Below are 23,959 nucleotides of genomic sequence, written 5' to 3' on the forward strand. Positions count from 1 at the left end.
ACCATAGTTCCATGTTCATCCCTCCGTTACAGGCTCTTTTTTCTTATGAAGCATCATCCGTACCCCGATAAGACAAAACATCACACTGCACCCCATGCCAAAGCAGGCACTCGTGTTTATTGCATGAGGTGAGCCTTCCATCGTCAGCAACGTGGCTTGAGTGACAACAATGGATACCATGGCATCGGTAAAGTTAATCATTTTCAATGTGGAGATCAAGGGATTTTTCAGATGCCGATTAGCGATTGTTCCGGAAATACCAAAAGCCAGTTTGGTAAAAGCAACGGCGGCTACAAGGTACACGATATAACCTTTAAATACAAAAGCTTCACCAAGCAAATACATTCTTAGACAAACCAACAGATAGGAAACGCCCAGTATACACAGCAGAATTCCTCCGCGTTTATACACTTGAATCTCCAATACAACCCTTTCCTGCTTGGATTCGATTCTTTTGGCTACGTTATATTGATGCAGCACTTGTGCTTTGGCAACACAAAGGATCAGATAATATACCGCATTCGTAATAAACCATCCGGAAAGGAGATATAAACCAAGGATTAACTTGCCTATGCCGATCAAAGCGTTGATGACAAGAGAGGCAGCGTTATACATGGCAGCTCGATCTTGCTTGTTTCCGAGGTACTGAACAAAGATTGCCTTAATATCTATCTTCCTTTCCGAATGCATTTTTCTTACTTGGCCAGCAAACCATTGGCCTTCTCGCATACTTCATAGATTTCGTCGTACTTCTTGTCAATAAAAGGGGTTACTTTATCTGTCTTTTTCCGCCGAATCCCATTGAAACTGAAATACGGAATAATCCAGCCCGCAAAACCGGGAATGGCAAGAATGACAGACAGTGGCAGCGTATTGTCCAGATAGGCAAACACGGAGCCAGCCATACATGCCGTTCCTACGAGACCGATTCCATAGGCAACGATAGAAGCACTCGTCAACTTCGAACGTTCCAACGTTTCAATGTCGGTCACACAGGCTTCAAACTGCCGCTGAAGACGAGTCAGCTCCGCTTTATTGCGGATTTTGCGATCACGCTTGAATTTCATTGTTACGGAACCCACATTCTGGAAGGGCGTCGAGGTTCCTTCCAACGTCCAGCCAAAATGGGTATATCCATCGGCATAAACGGACTCGGAATCCTGTTTTACCGTAATGTCCTTGTATTCATAGCCTACGAAATTATGTTCATTTTTGGTTAGTTCATTCATGGTTTTTCAACACTCCTTCAAGTATTTTGCTTCATCCTGTATTGGATGCTCCTATCGTAGCGGTAAGTTGTTTATAAGTTGCTTATAAAATGTTAACGAAATATTAATAAGGGCAGCCTGAATTCGGATTGTATCGAATTCAGGCTGCCCTTCTGCATTGCATATCAACGTTTAGCTTGTAATTGGACTGTAAATGTCGTGCCCTTATGAAGCTCACTCTTTACCGAAATGACGCCACCTACCAACTCAATAACGCGGAGCGAAAGAGCAAGCCCCAAGCCGTTCCCCTCCGCATGATGGGAAGCATCGCCCTGATAGAATTTATCGAAGATATGCCTCATCGTTTCCTCATCCATCCCACAGCCTGTATCGGATACCATAACCGTGATCGTATCTTCATCCGAACTCTGCTTCAAGGTAATTGTTCCACCGGAGGGTGTGAATTTAAGCGCATTGGAAATCAGGTTATGCCATACGATCTCCAGCATACTCTCTTCAGCATGAATCATCGCGCGATCCTCAATATGGACCACAAATTCAATATTTTTTTCTTCCCATGCATTTTCAAAATATATCGCGCAATCCACTAGCTGCCTGCATACATCATACGGCTCGGCAGCAGGCAGAATCTCCTGGTTCTCCAGCTTGTTCAGCTTGAGGATGTTGACGACGAGCGTCGCCAGCTTATTGGTAGAGGAAATAATAGTATCCGTATATTCCTTTCGAAGATCGGGTTCCAAATCATCCTGTTGCAGGGCCGTGGCGTAGCCATGAATGACCGACAGCGGTGTCTTGATTTCATGGGATACATTCGATATAAAGTCGTTTTTCAACGTCTCAATGCTGTTCAATTCCTCCACCATCTTGTTAAAGTCCTCAAACATGACATCCACATAGTTCAGCTTGTCCGCTCTATGAATCGGTTCGAGATATACCGAGAAGTCACCTTCTGCTACCTGCTTTGCAGCCTCACTGAGTTTTCGCATAGGCTTATCAAACGTTTTGTACCTTTGTCGTGCGGTAACCAGGCAAAAAATGAGACTCACAATGCTCCAATATCCCGAGATTCCGAAAATGTACTGCCACGGTACAACTTCCACCGGTAAATACGCATCATAGATTAGCGCTTGACCCGCCGTCAGGATCGACAGCAAAAGGTAGGTAAGCAAGAACTCTTTCCATGAAAAAAGGTGGGACTTGATTCGTGCATCAGGTTTCTGCTTCTTGTTCATTGCAGTACGGCCTTATAACCCAGACCATGTACCGTCATGATCTTGAAATCTTCACAACAGGAGAACTTGTCGCGAAGTTTGACAATATATACGTCCACGGCACGCAGGCTGGTCTGACTTTCGATACCCCAGAACTCATCCATAAGCTGACCTCGTGAGAAGGTATGTTTCGGATAAGATAACAATTTATAAAGAATGTTGAATTCCCGGACTGTCACAGGAATTTCTTTGCCATCCACCGTGGTCGTCATATCATTGGCGTCCATGAGCAGACTGCCTACAATCAATTTCTTCTCATGTGCGATATTGGCCCGCCGCAGGAGAGCACCCACACGCAGGACTAATTCATCCAGATCCACCGGTTTGACCATGTAATCGTCGATTCCTGCAAGGAAACCTCTTTGTTTGGAGGAAATATCATCACGGGCGGTAATAAAAAGAATGGGAATGGTCTTATTGATGCCTCTTACGGTCTCCGCAAATTCAAAGCCATCGATCTCTGGCATCATCACATCGGAAATGAGAAGATCGTACATCTGGTTATACATCAAATCATAAGCCTCACGCGGATTAAAGCACCCTTTGGCCTCATACCCATTATTCGATAGATAGGTGCAAATAATTCGATTGAGCTTGGTATCGTCTTCCACAACAAGTATATGGATCATATAAAAAACATCCTTTCCGGCTGACTGAATGGGGTCATTATAATAAAAAGTTGTTAACAAATTGTTTATGGCGGCGCACACCGATCTATTATTCTCAATTCATGATTTAAATTCATATCTCTCAAACATCTTGCTAACAACTTGGAAACATCAGTACTTCATGATTGCCCTATCGAATCGTTCATAGGCAGCACCTGCAAATGGGCGATAATCAGTCATAAGGAGTGAAAGTCATGATGAAAGCAGCCATCTATTATGGTAAAAATGATATTCGTGTTGAAGAAAGATCAACCCCGGTCGTAGGTCCCCGAGATGTTCTGGTCAGAAATGTACGGGCTGGCATCTGTGGCACTGATATTAATATTGTGAAGGCTGGCAAAGGTAACATGGGCATCAGCCTTGGTTCGGAATTTGGACATGAAATGGTCGGCGATATTGTCGAAATTGGATCAGAAGTTTCTGCGATGATCAAAATTGGAATGCGCGTTGGGATTAATCCCATCACTGCCAAAAAAGCAGGAAGACGCAAGTCCCTGGAATGCTCCGGATTTTCCCAATATGTATTAATAGAAGACGCCGAGCTTGATTATAATCTGTACCAAATGGATAAAACGGTATCCGCAGAAGTCGCTTCACTGATTGAACCAATGAGTGTTGGGCGACACGGCGCTTTCAGTACCAGCCCTGAGCCCGAAGACCACATTGTCGTGATGGGTGCAGGTCCGATCGGCTTGCTGGCCGCTGCCAGTTTGATTGCTGAAGGTATGAAACATGTCTGCGTAGTTGATATGGACGAATGGCGCTTGGCTAAAGCTGCCGGACTTGGGGCTCTAACCGTGAATACAGGTGAAACTGCACTTGAAGAAGGATTGATTGGACATTACGGTTCTGTGAACGTATACGGTGTTGACGTCCCGGATGTCGATGTGTTTATTGATGCGGCAGGCGCTCCGACTTTGTTTGAGAACATGATGAAGATCGTCAAACCTAAAGCCAAAATATCGATTATTGCCGTGTATAAATCCGAAGTACCGATCAGTTTACATCAGGTCATGTCCAAAGAAGTTCAGATCAAAGGCTCCAGTGGCTACACCCACGAGGATTTTAGCAAGGTGGTGGAGTATCTGACCAGCTTTCAAGAAGAACTGTCCACACTGGTCACTCATGTATATAAGCTGGATGATATTCAGGAAGCCTTTACTACAGCCATTGAAGCCAAAGAAACCGTTAAAGTGGTAATCGATCTAGCATAATATCAAACAGCTTTATTCCTGGAGTGTTGCCTATCGTCATAAAACTTATAGCCCTAACCCAAAAAATCCGCCAAACATGGCGGATTTTTTGGGTATATATTTTTTTCTTGCCGATTGAAGCTTAGCCTAACTCTTGCTGCTAAAATGCGACAGGTAAGGCAGCCAGGCTCTGCGAACTTAGCGCCAAATGCCACTCAATGTTTTCCCGAGGAATATTAAGTCGCAGATTAGGCATGCGTCTTAACAATGTTGTAAAGGCGATATCTCCCTCCACACGAGCAAGTGGAGCTCCCAAGCAGGAATGAATGCCATGACCAAAAGCCAGATGACGATTAATATGACGTGTAACATCCAGATCCTCTGGCTGTTCAAATTGAAGTTCATCCCGATTGGCTGATTTCAGCACGGGGATGACCATATCTCCCTTTTTGATCTGTTGCCCTGCCAGCTCTATATCCTGAATCGCAAAACGAGGTCCAGCAATGGTTGCAGGCCCGTTAAAACGTAGCAATTCTTCAACAGCGGAAGGTGCCAGACTAAGATCAGCCTTAAGCTTCTCCAATTGTTCAGGATGATCCAATAACATCATTGCACCCGTAGCAATCAGATTGGATGTCGTCTCATGGCCAGCAAAGATCAATAACGTAATCATGGATAGCAATTCTGGTTCACTGAGTCGATCGCCCTCTTCTTCTATAGCAATCAATTGACTGATCAGATCATCCGCAGGATGCTTGCGTTTCTCAGCTACCAGTTGTGCGGTATAGTCACCGAAGGCTTTGAGGTGTTCCTCCACTCCCGGTTCACGCACTCCGAGGCCCAGACCGTGTGCAATCGCGGAGGACCAGGTCTGGATCTGCGGGCGATCTGCTTTAGGTACTCCCAGCATATCGGATATCACATGAATCGGTAAGGGAAAGGCGTAGTCCTTGACCAAGTCCATCTCACCCTGGGATTGAACCTGATCCAGTAATTCATCAGCGATCTGCTGCACACGTGGACGAAGACTTTCCATATATTTGGGGGTAAAGGCTTTGGAGACCAGTCGACGTAATCTCCGATGATCAGGATCATCTACAGAGAGCATTGATTTTCCGGTAAAGAACGTTGGAGGAGCATCTGGATCTACGTTTTCCATATAGGCTTTCAGAATATTCTCATTGCCGTCGATGGAGAGTGGGTCTACCGTGAAGTGGGCATGATCTTTGAGTACCTGTGACGCTTCTTCCATTCGTGTGACCAACCATTGCCCGCGATCTGTACCACCCATTGGCAAGGATACTGGAATAACAGGACCTGTTTCACGCAATTGCTTGATCAGTGAAAACGGATTTTCACCACTTTCCCCACTAAACAGGCTCAGTGCTGCTTTTTGTGAAACATTAAGATCTAACTCACTCATAATTACCATCCCTTCGCTTCGACCATTTTATTGGTTTACATTAATGAATTTATCCAATCATCTACAGTCAGCACATCAGCTTGTTTGGGGAATACGCTCTCTACGAGAACTCGATGAACTTCAGGGTCCCTATCCAGACAAGCATCAGAAAGTACAGTCAGCGCGTAATCCTTATCCGCCGCCTCACACAAGGTAGACAGCACTACTCCACTTGTTGCGATACCGCTAAGAATAAGTGTATTAATGCCATGGGATTGAAGAAGGTTTTCCAGGTTGCTTCCTGAGAATCCACTGACGCGGAACTTGTCCACAATGTGCTCTCCTGGAAGCGGCTGTACCGATTCGTGAATGTCCATTGCCATTTTCATCGCCGGATTGGCTGCGTTCTCTCCACCACGGCTCGACTTTTTTCCAAACAATTTGTTACGCTCACTGATTGGAGGGGAATCCTGGCGATGACCAACCTTCACAAAAATCACAGGTACGTTATGTCTGCGAGCTGCTTCTATCGCTTTCTGAAAAGGGAACAGTGCATCCTCGTGCTTCGCATATTGCGATACAATGATGTTCTGCATATCCATGACCAGAAGTGCAGCTTGGTTATGATGACTCTCCATGGGTTGCACATTCCTCTCGTTTTGATTAAGATTAAAAGGAGAACTCTCCGCTTAACCTCTTCTTGATATTAAACGGAGGGTTCTCCCCTTGTCAAATTTTGGACGTTGAAGGATAGGAAGTGACAGACAGTGGATAAAACCAATACAACCTCTCGTTCGGAGCGACGGGATGCTGCCGAGAATCGCCAACGTATCTTGGATGTGGCTAGCACATTATTCGAGCTGCACGGCGTGGAGCGGGTCAGCATGAATCAGATCGCTTCCGAAGCGCAGATTGGAGCGGGTACCTTATACCGCCGATACCGCAATAAAAGTGAGTTATGTATGGACTTGATCAAAGATAACGCAGCGCTGTTCTTCGATGATGTGGAGATATATTTGCAGGAAAACGCACAGTATCCACCAACTGAGCGATTGCGGGGTCTGCTGACGTTGTTTATCCAGTTTAGAGAGAAAAATGCGGAGCTGCTCTCGGGCATCGAGAATGCAGTATATCAAGGATCAGAGTCCAGAACCTCAAGTCCTCTTTATGACCAATTGCATCAACAGCTATTTGGATTATTCGAAGAGATGGCAACAGAGAGCGACGAATCGCAGGCCATCAGCTTGTTCAAAACGGACATGCTTCTGACTGCCATGAGTAATGATTCGTATCTGTTTCAAAAAAACGTACGCGGCAACTCTCCTGACCGCATTGTAGAGCAGCTCTGTTTGACGTTTCTTTAACGTAAATGGGTATATAAAATGCTCAAAAAGCCTAATTCATCGTCGGCAATCTGCCGCTTGAACTAGGCTCTTTGAGCATGAGTTGTGGAATTTATAATGTTTTGATATACCATGCATCACAAGCAAAATGCTCCGTTGCATTTAACGGTTCTTCTAAGGGAATAAAACCGTTCTTGATATAGAACTTGTTGGCCGCAACCATATTGTTAAGCGTCTCAAGATAACATTGTTCATAGTGTTCTTTGGCAAAATCAAGGGAAATCTGAAGCAATTCATATGAGATTCCGGTTCCTCGTGCTTCTTTTAAGGAATACATCTTCTGCAATTCACAAATATGTGAAAATCCCTCCACGGGTCCGATACCGCAGCCAGCTACAACGGTTGAGTTATGCTCAACCACCCAATACCTGGAGCCCTCGCGTTGATAAAGATGATAAAAATCGCCCAGATTCGGATCAGCCCACGCCGTTCCTGACTTATTGGCCCCGAATTCGATCAAACAACTACGAATCAGAGACTCTACTTCTTGATTATCTTTTTCTTCAATCTCTCTAATGAACATGCAGTAAGCCTCCGCATCATGAAATAATTGCTGCTCTTAACTGCACAAATTATACTACAAATTTGATTTAACACACTACCATCCAACTACATTGAAACAGAGTCGCTCGTTTTGGCAGGCAGTGTCTGTTTGATTTTCAACAACCGTCTTACGTAGATCATGAAAAGCAGAAAAGAAACCAGGACCGACAAGGCACTAACCATAAACAATATGTGATAGCTCATGTATTCAGAGACCAGACCCAGGGCCATGGCACCCAGTCCGATACCGAGATCAGTCGCCGTTGAAAAGAAAGCATTGGCTGCCCCTTTCCGATCCTCGGGGGCAAGGCGGAGCGTAATGGCCTGAAGAGCTGGCTGAGCGGAACCTAAGCCGATCCCGTACAGAACTGCTGAAGCGAGCACGCCAAGCAAACTGGTTGCGAAGCTAAGCACAATCAAAGCAATGATCGTAATGATAAGCGCCGGGAGAATGACTGCTGTCTCTCCTTTCTTATCGGACAGCTTTCCGGCAATGGGCCGGGATAGCGCAAGTGTCGCGGCATAGACCAGAAAGAATGTGCCGGAATTGACTTTGATCTGCTCCGCAAACAAGGGTACAAATGTAGTAATTCCCCCATATGCAATGAAAAGAAAAAAGATTGGCGCCATCACAGGCAAGACTGATTTTTCGAAGATTTGGATTTTCTTTCTGTCCGTATGTGGTTGAAATGGCATTTTGGCTCCTAGCGTCAAAAGCAGGGCCACAACGGACAAACCAACAGCAAAGAGAAACATCGTCTGATATGATGTGCCTTGCATAATGCCCAGACCAATCATGGGGCCAACCGCCATTGCCAGCGTCATGGAGGTGCTAAACCACCCCATACCTTCCCCGCGCCGAGCCGATGGAATCATGTCAGTCACAGCTGTCATCATGGAAGTTGTGGATACAGCCCAGCTCATTCCATGCACGATACGAAGTCCAATCAGCATGATAATTCCACCAACCCAGTTGTACATGTACATCGCCAATATAAATAAAATCAACCCTCCGATCATAAACGGACGTCTGCCGAATCGATCCAGTAGTCCACCGACAAAAGGACGAAGGATGACGGAAGATAACATTAAAGCTCCCATAGCCAAGCCCACCTGTTTTTCATTGCCACCCATCTCTTTAATGAAAAGTGGCAGTGTGGGATACAGCATATAAAATGCAGTAAATAAAAAAAGCAAACCCAGCGTCATTAGAATAAATGACTTTGTCCATAAACGTTGCATCATTCATCCCCCACTCTAGTTATGAAATCTATGTTTTGACCTGTTTTTGTATAAAAACAAATATTGATATATTAATGAACATCTGTTAATAATTATAGACAGAATAAGAAAGCTTACCATTGTTAATTGAACGCGTTTCGTTAATTAGTGAACATTAAACATAAATTTGTTTATTATCTTTAGAAAGTTTGGTGAGAATCACATGACCAAAGTGGATCGAAGAATTCGAAAATCACAAGAAGCCATCAAAGCAGCAGTGATTGAATTGATGTCAGAAAAAAATTTCGATGATATTACTCTACAGGATATTTCCGATAGAGCGGACGTTAGCAGAGGCACCATTTATCTGCACTACGTCGATAAGTATGATCTGTTGGACAAGCTCATTGACGGGCATATCCAAGAATTAAGTGAAATTTGTCATTCGGTTTCCGACTTGGAATGGAAAGAATCCATCGTTCCCTGGTTTACCTATTTGGAACAGAATTACTTGTTCTTCTCGACGATGATGGCCAGTAAGGGAGCGGTACAATTCCGCAACCGCTTGGTTGAATTTCTTAATGAGGATTTTAAGGAGGAAGTACACTTATCTCAGGCCAGAAAATCCGGATTAAGTGAGGATATCATTCTCCAATATGTGGTCATGTCTTATGTGGGGGTCGTTGAGTGGTGGATCAAGAACGAAATGCCCCATCCACCCGAAGTCATGTCTGAGCAATTAGGAGAATTAATCAAAATGAATTTGGGATAACGTGCAATGTGCACGTAACCAAAACAGCGGTAGTCTCAGGATACGAAGTTAACATCCTGGGACTACCGCTATTACTTTTCGAAAAAATCTGATTTTTCTGCAATTGGCGCCGACCACCTGCTGTCTTAATTGTTATTGCATGTGGTCTAATTAAGATATGGATTCCAAAAGACTCTTGGACAGCGTTTTGACAACCAAATCGTACGAATGATCAATCATGACAAAGATATCCTGCTCCGACAAGGAGCCATCTAGAATAATGGTATTCCAATGCTTTTTGTTCATATGATACCCCGGTTGAACGGCTTCATGCTGCTCTCTCAGGTTTTCCGCAATGATCGGATCACATTTTAAGTTCAAGCGAACGTTTTCCGCCTTGTCCTCAAAAATAAGCGCAAACATTTTACCTGCAATTTTCATAGCAACAGGATCGGCTCCGAAGGGATAATCCTTCGTTGCACCTTTTTTCTTCAAACAGTACTCTATAATCTTATTCTTCAATTCAGTATCTCTCCTTTGCGCAGAAGACAACAACTTTCCCTACCCAATCTAATGATACCGAATGTACGTTTGCATGTAAATATCAAGCATTTCATTTCAACTATTCTTCCTGTATCACAGGCATCATCTTCTCAGACAGCTTCCTTGATCGCTACGCAACTTATATGGACATACAACAAAAAAACCGACTCCATAAAAGAAATCGGTTTTTCATCATTCGAATTATGCATTCGATACTCTAGCTGTCTTCACTTTCTGTACTTCGTACATATTTACCGTAGTGCTAATCAGATACTCGGGTTTCTCCTGTCCTCTTTTCTCCTTATGACCTTTAATATGCACATCGCTTTTCTCCCAATTCTTCCAGTCTTCTTCCGACTCCCAACGAATCAGCACCATCACTTCTTCGTGTTCTTTACTCTTTTTATTAACCATTACACTGAAATCAATCAGTCCCGGCATTTCTTCTACAGGGCTAGGGGCACTGAAACGTTCCACCAGTTTATGACTGTGGCCCTTTTCGACTACCATAACGCGAGTTTGAATGAACATGAATTACGCCTCCTGATTGCCTCAAGTCACTGCTTGGATACAATGGTCTTGGGATATTTTTTAAGTTCCTCTCTATTATTCTATTCTTATTGAAAATGATTATCAATATCGCATCGATTTTGTGCTCATAAAAAAACCTCCTCCACGAAATGGAGAAGGCATTTGCTCGTTATTTTAGAGAGCTTTATTCACTTTGCTGCTCTTTGGTTTACTGTGACTTGTACTATTGTGGTTTGGTTTACCGCTATTTGGCTTACTACCGTTTGGCTTACTGTTATTAGCTTTACCGCTCTTCTTAAACCACTCGGATTTAGGTTTGCGAGCCGGATTCGCTTTTGACTTCGCAGGTTTATCGGCTGCAGATTTATGAGGTGCAGACTTCGATGCTTGATTCGATTTTACAAAAGCAGGCACACTTGTCATCGGATAAGGATGATTTTTCACTTCAGGAATGGTCTTCTTGATTACTTTCTCGATATCCTTCAGGAACGGAAGCTCTTCCTTTTCACAAAAGGAAATCGCCATTCCGCTATGCCCTGCTCTACCTGTACGGCCAATTCGGTGGACATACGTTTCCGGAATATTAGGAAGGTTGAAGTTGATTACATGTGACAGCTCTTCAACATCAATGCCCCTTGCTGCTATATCCGTCGCCACCAGCACTCGTGTAACTCCGCTTTTGAAATTATTCAGAGCTCTTTGACGCTCATTTTGAGATTTGTTGCCATGAATAGCCTGAGCCGTAATATTCACTTTGGACAAATCGCGAGTTACACGGTCAGCTCCACGCTTTGTACGAGTGAACACCAGTGCCGAGACAATAGATTTATCCTGCAAAATATGATTCAACAGACTCTGTTTCTTGCCATTTTCCAATAAATACACAGACTGTTCAATTCGATCCACTGTGGAGGAGACGGGTGTAATTTCTACTTTTACGGGATCAACGAGCAGTGTTTTTACCATTTTTGTGATTTCAGGAGGCATTGTAGCTGAGAAGAACAATGTCTGTTTCTTGCTCGGCATCTTCGCGATGATTCGTTTCACATCATGAATGAAGCCCATATCCAACATTCGGTCTGCTTCATCAAGAACCAGTATTTGCACATGTTTCAGATCAATACGCTTTTGATTGACCAAGTCAATCAGTCTACCGGGCGTTGCAATAATAATATCTGCACCTTGATTGAGCGCACGCTCCTGGACTTTCTGTGAAACGCCACCAACGATTGCGGCACAACGAATATCGGTAAAACGGCTATATGCCTTAATATTATCTGAAATCTGAATCGCAAGTTCTCTTGTTGGTGTTAAAATCAATGAGCGAATATGGCGTGCGGCTTTGGGGCCGTTCGACTTTTCGCTTAATAACTGAATGATAGGCACAGAAAATGCTGCCGTCTTGCCTGTACCTGTTTGCGCACAGCCAAGCAAATCTCTGCCTGCCAATACGGCCGGAATCGCCTGTTCCTGTATAGGTGTAGGGGCAGTATAGTTTGCTTTGTTCAAGCCTTCCAAAATTGCGGGTATAATATTCAGGTCTTTAAATGTCATTAGGTCTCCTTAATTTACGCAACAAATATTCATTTGACGTATATCTCATTTCAAAACGTAACACATAAGGATAACATTAAAAAGCACTTCTGTATATCATATTTTGAAAATTCAGCCCTGGATGCCATTTTGGTTGAACATAAATTAGCTCTGAACAAACGATGAAACATCAATAAATTAACTTACCAGTTTCAACCCTACTGCTGATCCAAGCACCATGGCAATAAACAGAATTCTTAACGCATTTCGGGGTTCCCCATAAAATATCATGCCGAGAATAGCTCCCCCGGAAGCTCCGATTCCCGTCCATACGGCGTATGCCGTTCCCATCGGAAGAGTCTTCATCGCAAGCGATAGGAAGAGAAAACTTAGTCCAAAACCCGCAACCAACAGTATGATTGACATCAGGTTACGATCTTTGTGCAATTTATTAATCATCAAAACCCCAATCATTTCAAAGACACCTGCCAAAATAAGAAATACCCAATTCATGATTCATGTACCTCCTTTGTTTTTCCTTTGCTAAGCATTTTAAGACCGATTACGCCCAGTAAAAGAACCCCAATGAGCAGCATTTTCCCGGATTGAATCGCCGCATCAAACAATATAATCTCTGCCAGTACTGTCCCTGCTGTACCCAATCCAACGAATACCGCATATACAGTCCCTACATCAAGTGAGCGGGATGCTGCAATCATCAAGGTGAAGCTGACAATAATCGCGATCAGTGTAGCACCCCACTCCAGAAAACCACTGGCATGTTTCAATCCAATGACCCAACCGACTTCAAATAAAGCTGCAATAACGACGGACAACCAGGTTTTGTTCATTTCTACACACTCCTTATCAAATTTTGCTACGTGTATTATTAGTTACATGAAGCCAAAATAAAAAAGCCCGGGAAACAAACTGCATTAAGCAGTTCATCTCCCAGGCTTTTGTCCCTCCGTGACACAACCAATAGGCTGTGAGTTTTCTCTCGGACCAGACCGACATAACTGTCGCGGAACCCTAGAAAACATTTGAGTATTTTGATGTGACTCCAATTATACACAATTCTTTTTGATTGGCAACCCTTTTTCGCTACTAGGCTAGAGGGAACTTACATGCCGTATATTTTGTGTGGTACGTAGTATTCCTCCAAGCTTGCAATCTCCTGCGCATCTAGCTTCACGGACAAGGCTGTTACGGCATCCTCCAGATGATGTTCTTTTGTTGCACCAACAATTGGTGCGGTGACACCTTCTTTTTGCAATACCCATGCCAGTGCAACGGTTGCTCTGGAAACACCTCGTTTGTTCGCAATATCAGCGACAGTCTCCACTATTTTACGATCGGCATCAACCATTCCCGCAGCAAGTCGGTCTCCTGCCTCGTCGTTCGATGAACGGGCTGTTTTTTCATCCCAATCCCGGGTAAGACGCCCTTTGGCAAGAGGACTCCACGGAATGATACCAACCCCCTCTTCACGACAGAGAGGCAGCATTTCCCGCTCTTCTTCCCGATACATCAGATTCAACAGATTCTGCATGGAGACAAATGGGGTCCATCCATTGCGTTCCGCCGTATGCTGAGCCTTCATAAATTGCCAGGCGTACATTGAAGAAGCTCCAATATATCGGGCTTTCCCCGCCTTAACGACATCATGAAGGGCCTCCATCGTTTCTTCAATTGGAGTACTGTTGTCCCATCGATGGATCTGATACAGATCCACATAATCGGTCCCTAGGCGCTTCAAGCTGTTATCAATCTCATTCATAATGGCTTTTCTCGACAAACCTGCACCGTTTGGCCCCGGCTTCATGCGGAAGTAAACCTTTGTTGCAATAACAACCTCATCACGACGAGCAAAATCCTTCAACGCACGACCCACGATTTCTTCGCTTGTACCATCCGAATAGACGTTGGCTGTATCAAAGAAGTTAATACCCATGTCCAGCGCTTTTTGGATAAAAGGACGACTCTCTTCCTCATTCAACGACCATGGAGCGATTCCGCGTTCAGGGACTCCATAGCTCATGCAACCAAGACATAATCTCGAAACGTCCAGTCCGGTGCGACCCAGTTTTACATATTCCATAATCAAACACTCCTTTATGAAGTTAATTTTATCCAATAACTGAGATACAATTCTTTGAAAATCGGATTTTCTTCCCATTTGATCTGGGACTCCAATCTCTCGATTACAATTTGCTTCACTTGGTTCGATAAGCGTTTACTCAACCTTTCCACCCATCTTTCTGGCATACTAAAATGGATCAAAGACCCGTTCTTCTCTCCAATTCTTCCGTATATCTAGAACCCATCAGGGTAATTTTTGAAGCTGCTTCATTAATGCTCTGTACATCTTCGGGTGTAAGTTTAATGTCCGCCGCACCCATATTTTCTTTGAGACGACTTGACTTGCGCGTTCCCGGGATCGGTACAATCCATGGTTTTTGGGCCAGCAACCAAGCAAGTGCGATTTGCGCAGGGGTAGCTTGCATCTTCTCCGCCTTCTCTTTCAACAGATCAACCAGCACTTGATTGGCCTCGAGCGCCTCGGGCGTGAAGCGTGGCAGAATATTACGCAAATCCCCCTGATCAAACGTTGTTTTCGCATTAAAACTTCCCGTGAGATATCCTTTACCCAAAGGACTAAAAGGGACAAACCCAATACCGAGCTCCTCAAGCGCTGGAATCAGTTCTTCTTCCGGACGTCTCCACCATAAGGAATATTCGCTCTGAACAGCAGCGACTGGCTGAACGGTATGCGCACGTCGAATCGTGTTCACGCCAGCTTCCGATAACCCCCAATGCTTCACTTTACCTTCTCGAATCAGATCCTGCACGGCTCCGGCAACCTCTTCAATCGGCACATCCGGATCAACACGGTGCTGGTAAAACAAATCAATTGCCTCGATCTTAAGTCGTTTAAGAGACTCTTCAGCAACTTTCCTGATCTGCTCAGGACGGCTATTCATCCCGCTCTGTTTGCCACCTTGAATGTCAAATCCGAACTTCGTCGCTATGACAACCTGATCGCGTACAGGGGAAAGTGCTTCGCCAACGAGTTCTTCATTGATATATGGACCATAGACTTCGGCGGTATCAAAGAAAGTTACACCGTGTTCAACAGCTTCCCGTATGACCGCAATCATTTCCGTTTTGTCCGAAGCCGGACCATACCCGTAGCTCATTCCCATACAACCAAGCCCAATTGCCGAAACTTCCAATCCGCTATTTCCCAGTGTTCGTTTTTGCATCATAAAACTTCCTTTCTTCATTCAAATGATGTGAATGTGAACTAACGTACATGAATTTATTATCTCCATTTAGGAGTACACTGAATTAATGGGGTTTACTCACACCAAGACTGCGTCGTATTTCCAGTTCTGGTGACTCTGCCAACTTAACAACCAAAGCAGCCACGCTTTTACAGGATACTTCGCTTCCTTTGAAAGGCTCGCCTTTCTGGGTTATTTCATAATCAATCTCGTTTGATCTGGTAAACCACGCTGGCCGTAAGATTGTATAATCTAGATCTGAAGCTTCAACAATGGAAGCTGCTTTACGATAAGGGTCCAATATGCTGCTGTACTTCTGTCCAGGCACTTCATCGTAGATCCCCATAGAACTGATAAAAATCAGACGTTTCACTCCTGCAGATTTCATCGTTTCCACGATGATTCTGGCGTACTGTTCCAGATCACCTGCAAGATTGACATAGACAACATCCACGCCATTCATGGCGTCTTTCAATTTGACTTGATCCATCACGTCACCGTCGATCACACGTGCACGATTCGAATCGATATTTCCAAGCCTGCTGGATTTCCGCAAATAGAGTGTTAGCCTGACATCGGTTTCCTTGAGAAACAAGTCTATCGCTTCACGGGCGATTTGACCGTTGGCACCCAAAACTAATACATGACTCATTCCCATATCTCCTTTTGTTCAGGATAAAGTTGCTATATTCGTAGAAGTAATACAGGTTTGCTGGCTGATTGCCTTTTAGCATCCCCTTGCTTGATTCTGCGAGCCTAATATTATTATGCCGAACTGAAGGAGCGAAGCGGTATATCATTTGTCTTAATTGATTGCCTGATCCTCTCAGGCCCACTTTTGTCTAAGGTCGTTAAGTCTTATAATGAAGCAAGAACAACTTGCAAGGAGGATATGTATGTCAGATAACGCAGTGCAGCTGAAACAGGAACTCACCGAACTAATCAAGCGCCATTCCATTCATAACAGCTCTAAGGAAACCGTAATCCCTTCCCTGTATGTCTATCAGCATTCCAGCATAAGTGAGCCTGCTTACAGGGTTTACAAGCCTTCCTTTTGTGTGATCGTTCAAGGCTTGAAAGAAATCTTGCTGGCACAGGAAAGATTCGAATACGGACCTTCCAATTATCTGATTGCTTCAATGAACCTTCCAGTGATTGGTCAGATTATAAAAGCATCCACTGATATGCCTTACCTGAGTCTGAAGCTTGAGTTTACACAGAACCAGATTCTTGAAGTACTGAATGAATGTAATATTAAGGTCACCTCTAAAGAAAACGCCAGACGCGCCCTATTTGTTGGACAGATGGAGCCCTCCATTCAAGATGCTGTACTTCGACTGGTTCGGCTGCTGGATACGCCGGGAGAAATCCCGTTCCTTGCCCCACTCTATACGCGGGAGATCCTGTACCGGCTTTTGCAGGGACCTTATGGAGCTGAACTGGCCCAGATTGCAGTGGAAGGCAGCAGTAGCTACCGGATTCGGGAAGCCATTGAGCATATTGTTCGACATTGGGAGCAGCCTTTTCGAATCGAAGATCTTGCGGAGACAGCCAATATGAGTGTGTCCTCGTTCCATCGACATTTCAAAGAAATTACCGCCATGAGCCCACTTCAGTTTCAGAAGCAGCTGAGGCTTCAGGAAGCACGTCGACTCCTTATGGCTGAGTCAGCTGATGCTGCGGATGTAGCATTCCGGGTTGGTTACGAGAGTGCGTCCCAATTCAGCCGGGAGTACTCCCGCATGTTCGGCGCGCCGCCGAGAGCAGATATCAAACGTTTGAAGGAAAAATATGATCATGTTATGAGTGAATAAGTACACCGACTGAGAAGTTGAAATGTTAGAGAAATGGATAGCCAATACGCTATCCATTTTTTAATTTAAAGAGTGACTATCTAATTCTATTCCCATCCTTATATTGACAACTTGTGATTCATGGAACTATAATCCATACTAAACCAAGTTACATACAATGTTTTATAAAGGAGAGGTATCGGATGGCTAATGTTCAGACTTTCAAAGCTACTGCACACCTACAAGATGGGGTTAAAGTAATCACCAAAGCAAGACAATTCGAACTGATCATCGATGAGCCAACAAACCTCGGTGGTACGGATACAGGAATGAATCCTGTAGAAGCTTTACTTGCCTCCCTTGGCGCATGTCAATCCATTGTGGCCCGGGTCTATGCATCCAAATTCGATGTTGTACTTGATGATTTCAGAGTTGAAGTTGAAGGTGAACTGGATCTTGACGGATTTTTTAACCGATCTGATGTACGCCCCGGTTATTCCGATATTCGATACACGTTTTATATCAAAACCAGTTCATCTGAAGAAAAAGTTGAATCATTTGTACAATTTCTAGAAAGTAAATGTCCTGTGGGTGATACGATTTCCAATCCGGTAAATACTAAGCTCAATCGCGTCATTATCGAAAATGGGATATCATTGTAACAAAACGAATGAACCAGGTACAAAAAGATATAAGCAATACAAAAACATACAAACAATACAGAAAGGCTGCTTCCCAGCAAGTTAAACTTGCTGGAGAGCAGCCTTTTTAAAATCTTGGATTTATTTTGTGAATTGTTTTGTCAATTGAATAGTTCTTTCGATGAGTGCAGCGGCTTCTGCGCGAGTTGTATTCCCTTTTGGTTTCAATGTTCCGTCTGGATAACCGTTAACAAGCCCATTAGTAATGGCGGCAGCAAGTGCTGAACGTGCCCAACCGGATATTTCAGCGCCGTCGGAGAAGCTGATATTACTGTCTGAATCAGCGATCTGCGCTGCACGAACGACCATTGTCGCCATTTGCTCACGGGTCACCAATTCATCTGGACCAAAGGTGTCATCACTATATCCATTCACAATGCCCAGACCTGCCGCAGTGGAAATTGCGTCTTGCGCCCAATGCGTCGTAGTATCGGCAAATCCTTTGTCAGCAAAGCCTTGCAGATGTAAAGCCTTAATGATAAGAGTAACAAATTCGGCTCTGGTAATTTTTTGATCCGGTCTGAAACTGTTATCCGGATAACCCTGGATCACACCGAGTTCAACCAAATCCATAATACTGCCGGAAGCCCAATGTCCTACGAGATCCGTGAAATTCTTGGTTCCTTCCGGAGCTTGCGTTACGGTCTTATCGGATACCAGAACAGCAAACTTGGTAAAATGATTAATGGTTCCCGATACCGTTCCATTCATTTGATCCACTTTCATATTATCGAGTGAAACCCACTTTTGGGCCTGCTCGTTGAACCAATACAATCCCACTATTGATTTGTCAAAGTCCACCTTGTTCTTGTCGAATGGCAAGGTGACAGTTACCGGTTTGCTGAAATTCCCGCTCTTGCTTGCAGTAATCTCATAGACATCTCCGAGCAGTTTCAATGTGGAATCGGTAAACAGATTCAACGTTTGGCTTACTTTATTTACGGAAATGACGATGCTGCTCTCCATCGCTCCGGCTGGCACATTGATTTTGACCCCGCCCAAGCTCAACGATCCACCATTCACACTAATCGTTCCACTGTTGGCATTGGTACCCGTTTGATCACCATTCGTTCCTCCAGTTGGAGTTGAAGGAGTCGAAGACGTTGGTGGAACCGAGGTGGAATCTCCGGCTCTGACGACAGTTATACTGTAAGTCTTGCTTGATCCATTACGTGCTTGCACCGTAATTGGAATTACATTTTTTCCAACGGACAGCCCGAACGATTGGTTTATTCCGTTTAGATAAGGTTCACCTTTGGCAGACAAGGCAGCCTGGCTATCCGTAGCCTTCGCCGTAATGTTGATGGAGTCTGTTGCTTGTTCAACATTCAGAGTATACGCCGTAATTGCAGGATTGAATGCTGGAGTCAAAGAACCTTGATCAACGGATAAATCATCCAATGTGGAAACGTCAATCAGCTTCCCGTTTCGCATATCTTCCTTTACAAGCGCAAAATCCGCTGCGACCTGGTGGGAGTAATCCTCCGCTGCATTAAGAATAAAGTTCTGCAAATCATCCCAGATGGGTACGATATTCGTTACAAAACGTTCCTCAAAACGATAGTCCAACTCATCGGATACCTTGTCCAAGCGTGAACTTGCATAAGCATAAGCCTTGGCCGCATCGACCAAATACTGCTCCAGCTCTTGTTTGTTCTTAAATGGCTTATCTGTGTAATCACCTTTAAAAGGTGAGACTTCCTTGATCAGATATGAGCGATTCATTGCTTCAAGTACACCCAGATAAGAATCGGGATCAACTGAAGTTTTAAGATAAGCATCTTTCGATACATTGGCGTCCCGAGTCTGCTCTTTCACATCAAGCAGAATATCATCCGTATTGGCCTCACTTGCTCCTTCGATTAACACATTGTACCGTTCAACTCCAATGCTGCCAATTCCCTGATGAATACGGCGTACAATATCCTTGATCTTAAAATAGGCATCGAACTCATCGTCACTCAGGTTCGGGAAATTGCTTCTGACTTGTAATTTGTATGCTTCCCAAGCGGCTTGCAGGGAAGATTTCTCTGCATCTGTAGCGGATTCAAACTTATCGGAGTTGCCAGCAATGTTCAATTTCCCATCAAGTGCCCGCTTGCCGAGCAATTTTTGCAAAGCTTCCTCATAAGACACTTTGGAGACTTTGTCCATGACCTCTTTCGTATAAGCCGTTACATTGCTTTTGGTCAACTTGGTGTTCTTGGGGTTTTTCTCGCTATTAATCTCTATCAGCGTATCTTTATAGGTATTTAGAAAGGTTCGAGATACATCCCGGAAATCGGCGTCCTGCAGATTGGTAATCGCAGAGCTGTCTTTTTCGTATTTGACTACATAAACACTTGTAACAAAGCGAATCAGATCGTCATAAAAGCTGCCGATTCCGGAAGAATCCACATCGTTTAAGCTGAACACCATTTGGTTGGTACTATCGTTAAAAGTCCCCACATTCTGAATATGCGCGTCGCCTTGCGTGTACGTAAGAATGTCCTTCTCATTCCAGCCTGGAATTATCGAATTTGGAGAAGGAATAAGACCGGCTTCCAGATCCGCTTTGAATAAGGAATGTGTACCGCGCAGGAAGGTGTATTCGTTCGCTCCCATGGCATCACTTCCATATTTAAATTCTTTGGTGGCAGGGTCATTAAAACCTGTATTGTCCGCTATGATGCTGTCTTCAACGGCATGTTTGCGATTCTCATCAGCCAGAAGTGGTTGACTGTACCGAAGCAGGGGGACGCCGATCATTTCCGAAGCCAGCCAGTCCGTATCCTGTACTGCCTCAGCCATTAACGTCACATTCAGCATGACGGAGTTCATGACAGCAGAAGTGGATGTACCCGAAATGGAGAGTGTAATTGTACGATCACTGCTTCGGCCCTCAGCCTTGATACTCCAGTCTCCCTCAGGAAGGCCCGTCACACTGTAAGCATTCGAGTCCAGTACTCCATCCACGGGAAGGCCGGCGCTAAGATTGAGTTGAATCGTGGTATTCAAGTTCTTCGCACCGTTCATTCGAATGTTGGACGATGAGGAGTCCAATGTGGCTACAATCTTATTGGAAGGTGTGAACTGTGCCAATGTTACAGTATTGCTTCCTTGATACACCGTTAAGGATGAGACTGGTCTGTGTACTTGATCCCACGCACCAGGATGAATCTCAAATGTCAGAAGGCTGTCTGAAACCACATTTCCGGTACCGTCTCCAGTTATGGTCACTTCGATCTGATCTTCGTTCGCACTGGCTTCAGCAGTGAATCCTGCCGGGAGGCCCAGCACACTGAAATCATCGGATGTCCATGGTCCCTGCTTAACCAAACCTCCAAATGCATTCAACGTAATCTTGTTATGTACAGGATCTACGCTCGAAGCCGATTGCATCTCTAACCTTTGATTACTTTCCAGAATGACATAAGCGGAAGTTGTGCTTGAATTGCGAGCCTTCGCCCCTTTGACCTTCTCAAAGTCATTTCCGTTATTCCGAGTGTCCCAGTTGTTTCCGCGATTCGGAAACGCAGCTGCAGTCGTGCTATTCTCTGGATTCAGCGGATCATACACCAAACGCTGCATGGTGCTCTGCTTGCCCGCTTCCGGCGCCGAACTTCCCCAATAAGCGTCAGCACTATATCCAACAAAATCAATTACATTTTCATGTAAAACATCTGCCGTTGGATCGTTAGCTGTCAACAGTTGTGTCGTATTTAACAAAACCAGCTTCCCGCTGTTGTTGCCTAATTTGAATGAAGCTTCAGTGGCATCCGGCTGTGGAAGCTGCTCCCCGACATTACCATTGCTGCCAAGCGCAATCAGATAATAACCAAATGCCGGAATCTGGGCAGTCATTGTCCCTAGCTGAGCTGCCTTCCAGTTATTCTTTTGGTTATCAGCAAATTGTATAGACCAGTCGTTCAGCGAAACAGGCTCTGCTGTCGGATTATATAGTTCTACAAAGTCGTTGCCGTACACGTCGAGTACGTCGTCTTTTTTGCCTCCATAAAAATGGCTGATCACCACGTTTTTCGCTAAATTGTTGGTATTAAGGTTTTCTGATGCTGCAGCATGTCCGATTCCTGCAAATGTCCAGAATGATTGGATAACCATTACTGCCACAAGGATCGTCGCTACCCAGCGTTGATTGATGTCTTTCAAGTTGTCTAACCCCTCTCCCATATAAAAGCTCAGGCTAGTATATCAACCCAATGTAAGAGGACAGTTAAACTAAAAATTCATAATATTAAAATTGTAAAATCCTTGAATATGTAAAAACCACAACAAATGTATACGATGGATGATTTTTAAATAAAAGCCCATGAAAAGAGCCGCGACTGCTCGCGGCCCTTAGCTTGTTGGATGCGGAAATCTGAATTCCTGCTATTCCTTAAGAAACATTTCCATTCCATTTATACGTCATAGCGGACTTGCCTGGAATAGTGACAACGAAGCTTTGGCTGCCCCATTGGACCTTCACATTTTTCGACGAACTGGAAGAGTTGTAGGCAACTACCACTTTGGAACCGTCCGGATTGCGGAAAGCCACATTTTTGACTTCAGATCCGGTGTTGCTGTCAATGCGGTATGCATTTGGAACTACAAATTTACTAAAGTGACCCAGCAAATAATATTGTTTGTGATATGTGACATTATTCTCAGGTGCGTCATTACGGTTGTCCGAGTTGCGGATTGTAATCATGCCTTTGTTCGTGTTGTTCGGTGAAAGCAATGCTGGACCGTCTTTTTGATCTAGGGCAGCATTCCAGAGAATGATCGATTTGGACCAGTTTCTCGTAATATTAATGAACTCGTTCATCATATTATCGAAACCTGATGAGGTACCATTCTGTGGATCATTCCAGTTGCCGAAACCACCCTCCGTGAACCAAACTTCCTTGTCCGGGTGACTGTTATGCATGGAGGTCATTGTTGATCCGTCCCCACTGTCATAATGGTGGAATGCGCTCCCGGATACGTAGCTGCCCTTACCTGCGTTCTTCAGATTCGTAATGACCTGGTTCGGGAAGGTCCAGTTCAGAAAGTTATGGTCGAATGCAATAATCTTGGTGTTGATTCCGGCATTGCGGAGTGTTGGTCCAAGATAATCGCCGATAAAGCCCGTCTGATCCTCTACATTCATACCCATGGAAGGATAATGGGATGGCTCGTACATTGGCTCGTTTTGCAACGTAACAGCATAGATGGGTACCCCTTCGGCCTGGTAGGCTTCAATGTACTTTTTGAAATAATTCGCATATGTTCCGTAGTGTTCTGCTTTCAGTTTGCCGCCGTTCAGATTGTTGGAATATTTCATCCAGGCAGGCGCACTCCATGGGGAACCCATTACTTTGATATTGGGATTCTTGGCGATTGCCGCTTTGACCATGGGCAGTATGTAAGCCTTGTCCCGGTCGATCGTGAATTGACTGAGTGAAGTATCATTTGCCGTATCGGCATAGGTATAGGCGGCCCAAGCAAAATCGGAGCTTCCGATCGGCTGTCTCAATAAGCTAAGTCCAATGCCTGTGTTGCCAAACAGCCTCTCCATGACTTCCGCGCGCTTATTGTTATCCAGCTTGTAGTTCATGAGCCATGCGGACGCATCCGTTAATGACACTCCAAAACCATCCATCTGCTGATACGTTTGGTTTTCGTTAACCGTAATGGTAACATCGGCATTGCCTGAGTTACTACTGAAGTTTTTTGATGCAATCTTAGTGAGTCTGGCATCTGTTCTAAGCCCCACTGCCGGTTCGGAATTGGGGTCTGAAGTTGAAATCCATACCTCCACCTGTTCACCCGCTGCATGCGCAGTCTTGGGCATATATGAACCATATGAACCCGCCGTTACCAGAAAAGTGGACAGCAACACTAACGCACTCTTTTTCCATATCTTCAT

Annotated in this window: 23 protein-coding genes and 1 riboswitch; of the genes, 5 read left to right on the top strand and 18 right to left on the bottom strand. The window is 44.5% G+C overall.

Annotated elements, in window-relative coordinates; all coding sequences use genetic code 11:
• Positions 1 to 15 precede the first annotated feature (15 nt).
• From gpAD87_RS11845 to gpAD87_RS11860, 4 genes are all read right to left on the bottom strand, one after another.
• Positions 16 to 690, bottom strand: a complete 675-nt coding sequence (locus tag gpAD87_RS11845) for a hypothetical protein (protein WP_064638551.1) — start codon at positions 688 to 690, stop codon at positions 16 to 18.
• A 5-nt stretch (positions 691 to 695) separates the two neighbouring features.
• Positions 696 to 1,229: a hypothetical protein gene (locus tag gpAD87_RS11850; RefSeq protein WP_064638553.1), complete on the bottom strand. Its 534-nt coding sequence runs from the start codon at positions 1,227 to 1,229 to the stop codon at positions 696 to 698.
• 164 nt (positions 1,230 to 1,393) lie between these two features.
• The gene (locus tag gpAD87_RS11855) at positions 1,394 to 2,461 is read right to left on the bottom strand and encodes a HAMP domain-containing sensor histidine kinase (protein WP_064638555.1); all 1,068 of its coding nucleotides are present in this window, start codon (positions 2,459 to 2,461) and stop codon (positions 1,394 to 1,396) included.
• Positions 2,458 to 3,129, bottom strand: coding sequence for a response regulator transcription factor (locus tag gpAD87_RS11860; RefSeq protein WP_064638557.1), 672 nt, complete (start codon positions 3,127 to 3,129; stop codon positions 2,458 to 2,460). Before gpAD87_RS11860 ends, gpAD87_RS11855 begins: the two co-directional genes overlap by 4 nt.
• A gap of 233 nt (positions 3,130 to 3,362) precedes the next feature.
• On the opposite strand from gpAD87_RS11860, the gene gpAD87_RS11865 reads away from it, so the two are divergent.
• Entirely contained in the window at positions 3,363 to 4,382 is a 1,020-nt protein-coding gene (locus gpAD87_RS11865) for a zinc-dependent alcohol dehydrogenase (protein WP_231952521.1), read from the top strand.
• A 139-nt stretch (positions 4,383 to 4,521) separates the two neighbouring features.
• Here the strand turns inward: gpAD87_RS11865 and gpAD87_RS11870 are convergent, their stop codons facing one another.
• Positions 4,522 to 5,784, bottom strand: coding sequence for a cytochrome P450 family protein (locus gpAD87_RS11870; RefSeq protein ID WP_064638559.1), 1,263 nt, complete (start codon positions 5,782 to 5,784; stop codon positions 4,522 to 4,524).
• Between the two features lie 35 nt (positions 5,785 to 5,819).
• Positions 5,820 to 6,401, bottom strand: a complete 582-nt coding sequence (locus gpAD87_RS11875; protein ID WP_064638560.1) for a cysteine hydrolase family protein — start codon at positions 6,399 to 6,401, stop codon at positions 5,820 to 5,822.
• Positions 6,402 to 6,530: 129 nt separating this feature from the next.
• On the opposite strand from gpAD87_RS11875, the gene gpAD87_RS11880 reads away from it, so the two are divergent.
• Positions 6,531 to 7,127 carry a TetR/AcrR family transcriptional regulator gene (locus tag gpAD87_RS11880; RefSeq protein ID WP_064638562.1) on the top strand — a complete coding sequence of 199 codons (597 nt, stop codon included), beginning with the start codon at positions 6,531 to 6,533 and terminating at the stop codon, positions 7,125 to 7,127.
• A gap of 91 nt (positions 7,128 to 7,218) precedes the next feature.
• Here the strand turns inward: gpAD87_RS11880 and gpAD87_RS11885 are convergent, their stop codons facing one another.
• A complete protein-coding gene (locus gpAD87_RS11885) occupies positions 7,219 to 7,689 on the bottom strand; it encodes a GNAT family N-acetyltransferase (protein ID WP_064638563.1) in 471 nt (156 codons plus the stop codon).
• An 86-nt stretch (positions 7,690 to 7,775) separates the two neighbouring features.
• A complete protein-coding gene (locus gpAD87_RS11890) occupies positions 7,776 to 8,951 on the bottom strand; it encodes an MFS transporter (RefSeq protein ID WP_064638565.1) in 1,176 nt (391 codons plus the stop codon).
• 202 nt (positions 8,952 to 9,153) lie between these two features.
• On the opposite strand from gpAD87_RS11890, the gene gpAD87_RS11895 reads away from it, so the two are divergent.
• The gene (locus tag gpAD87_RS11895; protein WP_063565127.1) at positions 9,154 to 9,702 is read left to right on the top strand and encodes a TetR/AcrR family transcriptional regulator; all 549 of its coding nucleotides are present in this window, start codon (positions 9,154 to 9,156) and stop codon (positions 9,700 to 9,702) included.
• Positions 9,703 to 9,852: 150 nt separating this feature from the next.
• On the opposite strand, the gene gpAD87_RS11900 is transcribed toward gpAD87_RS11895, so the two are convergent.
• From gpAD87_RS11900 to gpAD87_RS11935, 8 genes are all read right to left on the bottom strand, one after another.
• Complete coding sequence (locus tag gpAD87_RS11900; RefSeq protein WP_063565128.1) at positions 9,853 to 10,203, bottom strand: MmcQ/YjbR family DNA-binding protein; 351 nt, start codon at positions 10,201 to 10,203, stop codon at positions 9,853 to 9,855.
• A 222-nt stretch (positions 10,204 to 10,425) separates the two neighbouring features.
• The gene (locus gpAD87_RS11905) at positions 10,426 to 10,755 is read right to left on the bottom strand and encodes an antibiotic biosynthesis monooxygenase (protein WP_063565129.1); all 330 of its coding nucleotides are present in this window, start codon (positions 10,753 to 10,755) and stop codon (positions 10,426 to 10,428) included.
• A 174-nt stretch (positions 10,756 to 10,929) separates the two neighbouring features.
• Complete coding sequence (locus gpAD87_RS11910; RefSeq protein ID WP_064638567.1) at positions 10,930 to 12,309, bottom strand: DEAD/DEAH box helicase; 1,380 nt, start codon at positions 12,307 to 12,309, stop codon at positions 10,930 to 10,932.
• A 177-nt stretch (positions 12,310 to 12,486) separates the two neighbouring features.
• Positions 12,487 to 12,801, bottom strand: coding sequence for a DMT family transporter (locus gpAD87_RS11915; RefSeq protein WP_064638568.1), 315 nt, complete (start codon positions 12,799 to 12,801; stop codon positions 12,487 to 12,489).
• Entirely contained in the window at positions 12,798 to 13,139 is a 342-nt protein-coding gene (locus gpAD87_RS11920; protein WP_063565132.1) for a DMT family transporter, read from the bottom strand. The genes gpAD87_RS11915 and gpAD87_RS11920 overlap by 4 nt, the downstream gene beginning before the upstream one ends.
• Positions 13,140 to 13,234: 95 nt before the next feature.
• A riboswitch (guanidine-I (ykkC/yxkD leader) is annotated at positions 13,235 to 13,335 on the bottom strand.
• Between the two features lie 76 nt (positions 13,336 to 13,411).
• Positions 13,412 to 14,389 carry an aldo/keto reductase gene (locus tag gpAD87_RS11925; RefSeq protein WP_064638570.1) on the bottom strand — a complete coding sequence of 326 codons (978 nt, stop codon included), beginning with the start codon at positions 14,387 to 14,389 and terminating at the stop codon, positions 13,412 to 13,414.
• A 178-nt stretch (positions 14,390 to 14,567) separates the two neighbouring features.
• Positions 14,568 to 15,554 (bottom strand): aldo/keto reductase, encoded by a 987-nt coding sequence (locus tag gpAD87_RS11930; protein ID WP_064638572.1) that lies wholly within the window; start codon positions 15,552 to 15,554, stop codon positions 14,568 to 14,570.
• Between the two features lie 85 nt (positions 15,555 to 15,639).
• The gene (locus tag gpAD87_RS11935) at positions 15,640 to 16,227 is read right to left on the bottom strand and encodes an NAD(P)H-binding protein (protein WP_064638573.1); all 588 of its coding nucleotides are present in this window, start codon (positions 16,225 to 16,227) and stop codon (positions 15,640 to 15,642) included.
• 244 nt (positions 16,228 to 16,471) lie between these two features.
• Between gpAD87_RS11935 and gpAD87_RS11940 the strand changes: the two genes are divergently transcribed.
• Both gpAD87_RS11940 and gpAD87_RS11945 read left to right on the top strand, forming a co-directional pair.
• Positions 16,472 to 17,389, top strand: coding sequence for an AraC family transcriptional regulator (locus gpAD87_RS11940; RefSeq protein ID WP_064638575.1), 918 nt, complete (start codon positions 16,472 to 16,474; stop codon positions 17,387 to 17,389).
• A 182-nt stretch (positions 17,390 to 17,571) separates the two neighbouring features.
• A complete protein-coding gene (locus gpAD87_RS11945) occupies positions 17,572 to 18,030 on the top strand; it encodes an OsmC family protein (RefSeq protein ID WP_063565136.1) in 459 nt (152 codons plus the stop codon).
• Positions 18,031 to 18,150: 120 nt separating this feature from the next.
• Here the strand turns inward: gpAD87_RS11945 and gpAD87_RS11950 are convergent, their stop codons facing one another.
• Positions 18,151 to 22,218, bottom strand: coding sequence for an S-layer homology domain-containing protein (locus gpAD87_RS11950; protein WP_064638577.1), 4,068 nt, complete (start codon positions 22,216 to 22,218; stop codon positions 18,151 to 18,153).
• Positions 22,219 to 22,447: 229 nt separating this feature from the next.
• Positions 22,448 to 23,959, bottom strand: coding sequence for a glycoside hydrolase family 30 protein (locus tag gpAD87_RS11955; protein ID WP_064638578.1), 1,512 nt, complete (start codon positions 23,957 to 23,959; stop codon positions 22,448 to 22,450).

The organism is Paenibacillus sp. AD87 (assembly GCF_001659845.1).
Lineage (GTDB): Bacteria > Bacillota > Bacilli > Paenibacillales > Paenibacillaceae > Paenibacillus > Paenibacillus marchantiae.

Excerpts from the sequence above, each read along its gene's own strand:
- gpAD87_RS11855 (WP_064638555.1), bottom strand. The coding sequence starts at position 2,461 with ATGAACAAGAAGCAGAAACCTGATGCACGAATCAAGTCCCACCTTTTT.
- gpAD87_RS11925 (WP_064638570.1), bottom strand. The coding sequence starts at position 14,389 with ATGGAATATGTAAAACTGGGTCGCACCGGACTGGACGTTTCGAGATTA.
- gpAD87_RS11945 (WP_063565136.1), top strand. The coding sequence starts at position 17,572 with ATGGCTAATGTTCAGACTTTCAAAGCTACTGCACACCTACAAGATGGG.
- gpAD87_RS11955 (WP_064638578.1), bottom strand. The coding sequence starts at position 23,959 with ATGAAGATATGGAAAAAGAGTGCGTTAGTGTTGCTGTCCACTTTTCTG.
- gpAD87_RS11890 (WP_064638565.1), bottom strand. The coding sequence starts at position 8,951 with ATGCAACGTTTATGGACAAAGTCATTTATTCTAATGACGCTGGGTTTG.
- gpAD87_RS11940 (WP_064638575.1), top strand. The coding sequence starts at position 16,472 with ATGTCAGATAACGCAGTGCAGCTGAAACAGGAACTCACCGAACTAATC.
- gpAD87_RS11910 (WP_064638567.1), bottom strand. The coding sequence starts at position 12,309 with ATGACATTTAAAGACCTGAATATTATACCCGCAATTTTGGAAGGCTTG.
- gpAD87_RS11905 (WP_063565129.1), bottom strand. The coding sequence starts at position 10,755 with ATGTTCATTCAAACTCGCGTTATGGTAGTCGAAAAGGGCCACAGTCAT.
- gpAD87_RS11850 (WP_064638553.1), bottom strand. The coding sequence starts at position 1,229 with ATGAATGAACTAACCAAAAATGAACATAATTTCGTAGGCTATGAATAC.
- gpAD87_RS11865 (WP_231952521.1), top strand. The coding sequence starts at position 3,363 with ATGATGAAAGCAGCCATCTATTATGGTAAAAATGATATTCGTGTTGAA.
- gpAD87_RS11930 (WP_064638572.1), bottom strand. The coding sequence starts at position 15,554 with ATGCAAAAACGAACACTGGGAAATAGCGGATTGGAAGTTTCGGCAATT.
- gpAD87_RS11920 (WP_063565132.1), bottom strand. The coding sequence starts at position 13,139 with ATGAACAAAACCTGGTTGTCCGTCGTTATTGCAGCTTTATTTGAAGTC.
- gpAD87_RS11885 (WP_064638563.1), bottom strand. The coding sequence starts at position 7,689 with ATGTTCATTAGAGAGATTGAAGAAAAAGATAATCAAGAAGTAGAGTCT.
- gpAD87_RS11870 (WP_064638559.1), bottom strand. The coding sequence starts at position 5,784 with ATGAGTGAGTTAGATCTTAATGTTTCACAAAAAGCAGCACTGAGCCTG.
- gpAD87_RS11935 (WP_064638573.1), bottom strand. The coding sequence starts at position 16,227 with ATGAGTCATGTATTAGTTTTGGGTGCCAACGGTCAAATCGCCCGTGAA.
- gpAD87_RS11875 (WP_064638560.1), bottom strand. The coding sequence starts at position 6,401 with ATGGAGAGTCATCATAACCAAGCTGCACTTCTGGTCATGGATATGCAG.
- gpAD87_RS11860 (WP_064638557.1), bottom strand. The coding sequence starts at position 3,129 with ATGATCCATATACTTGTTGTGGAAGACGATACCAAGCTCAATCGAATT.
- gpAD87_RS11845 (WP_064638551.1), bottom strand. The coding sequence starts at position 690 with ATGCATTCGGAAAGGAAGATAGATATTAAGGCAATCTTTGTTCAGTAC.
- gpAD87_RS11915 (WP_064638568.1), bottom strand. The coding sequence starts at position 12,801 with ATGAATTGGGTATTTCTTATTTTGGCAGGTGTCTTTGAAATGATTGGG.
- gpAD87_RS11895 (WP_063565127.1), top strand. The coding sequence starts at position 9,154 with ATGACCAAAGTGGATCGAAGAATTCGAAAATCACAAGAAGCCATCAAA.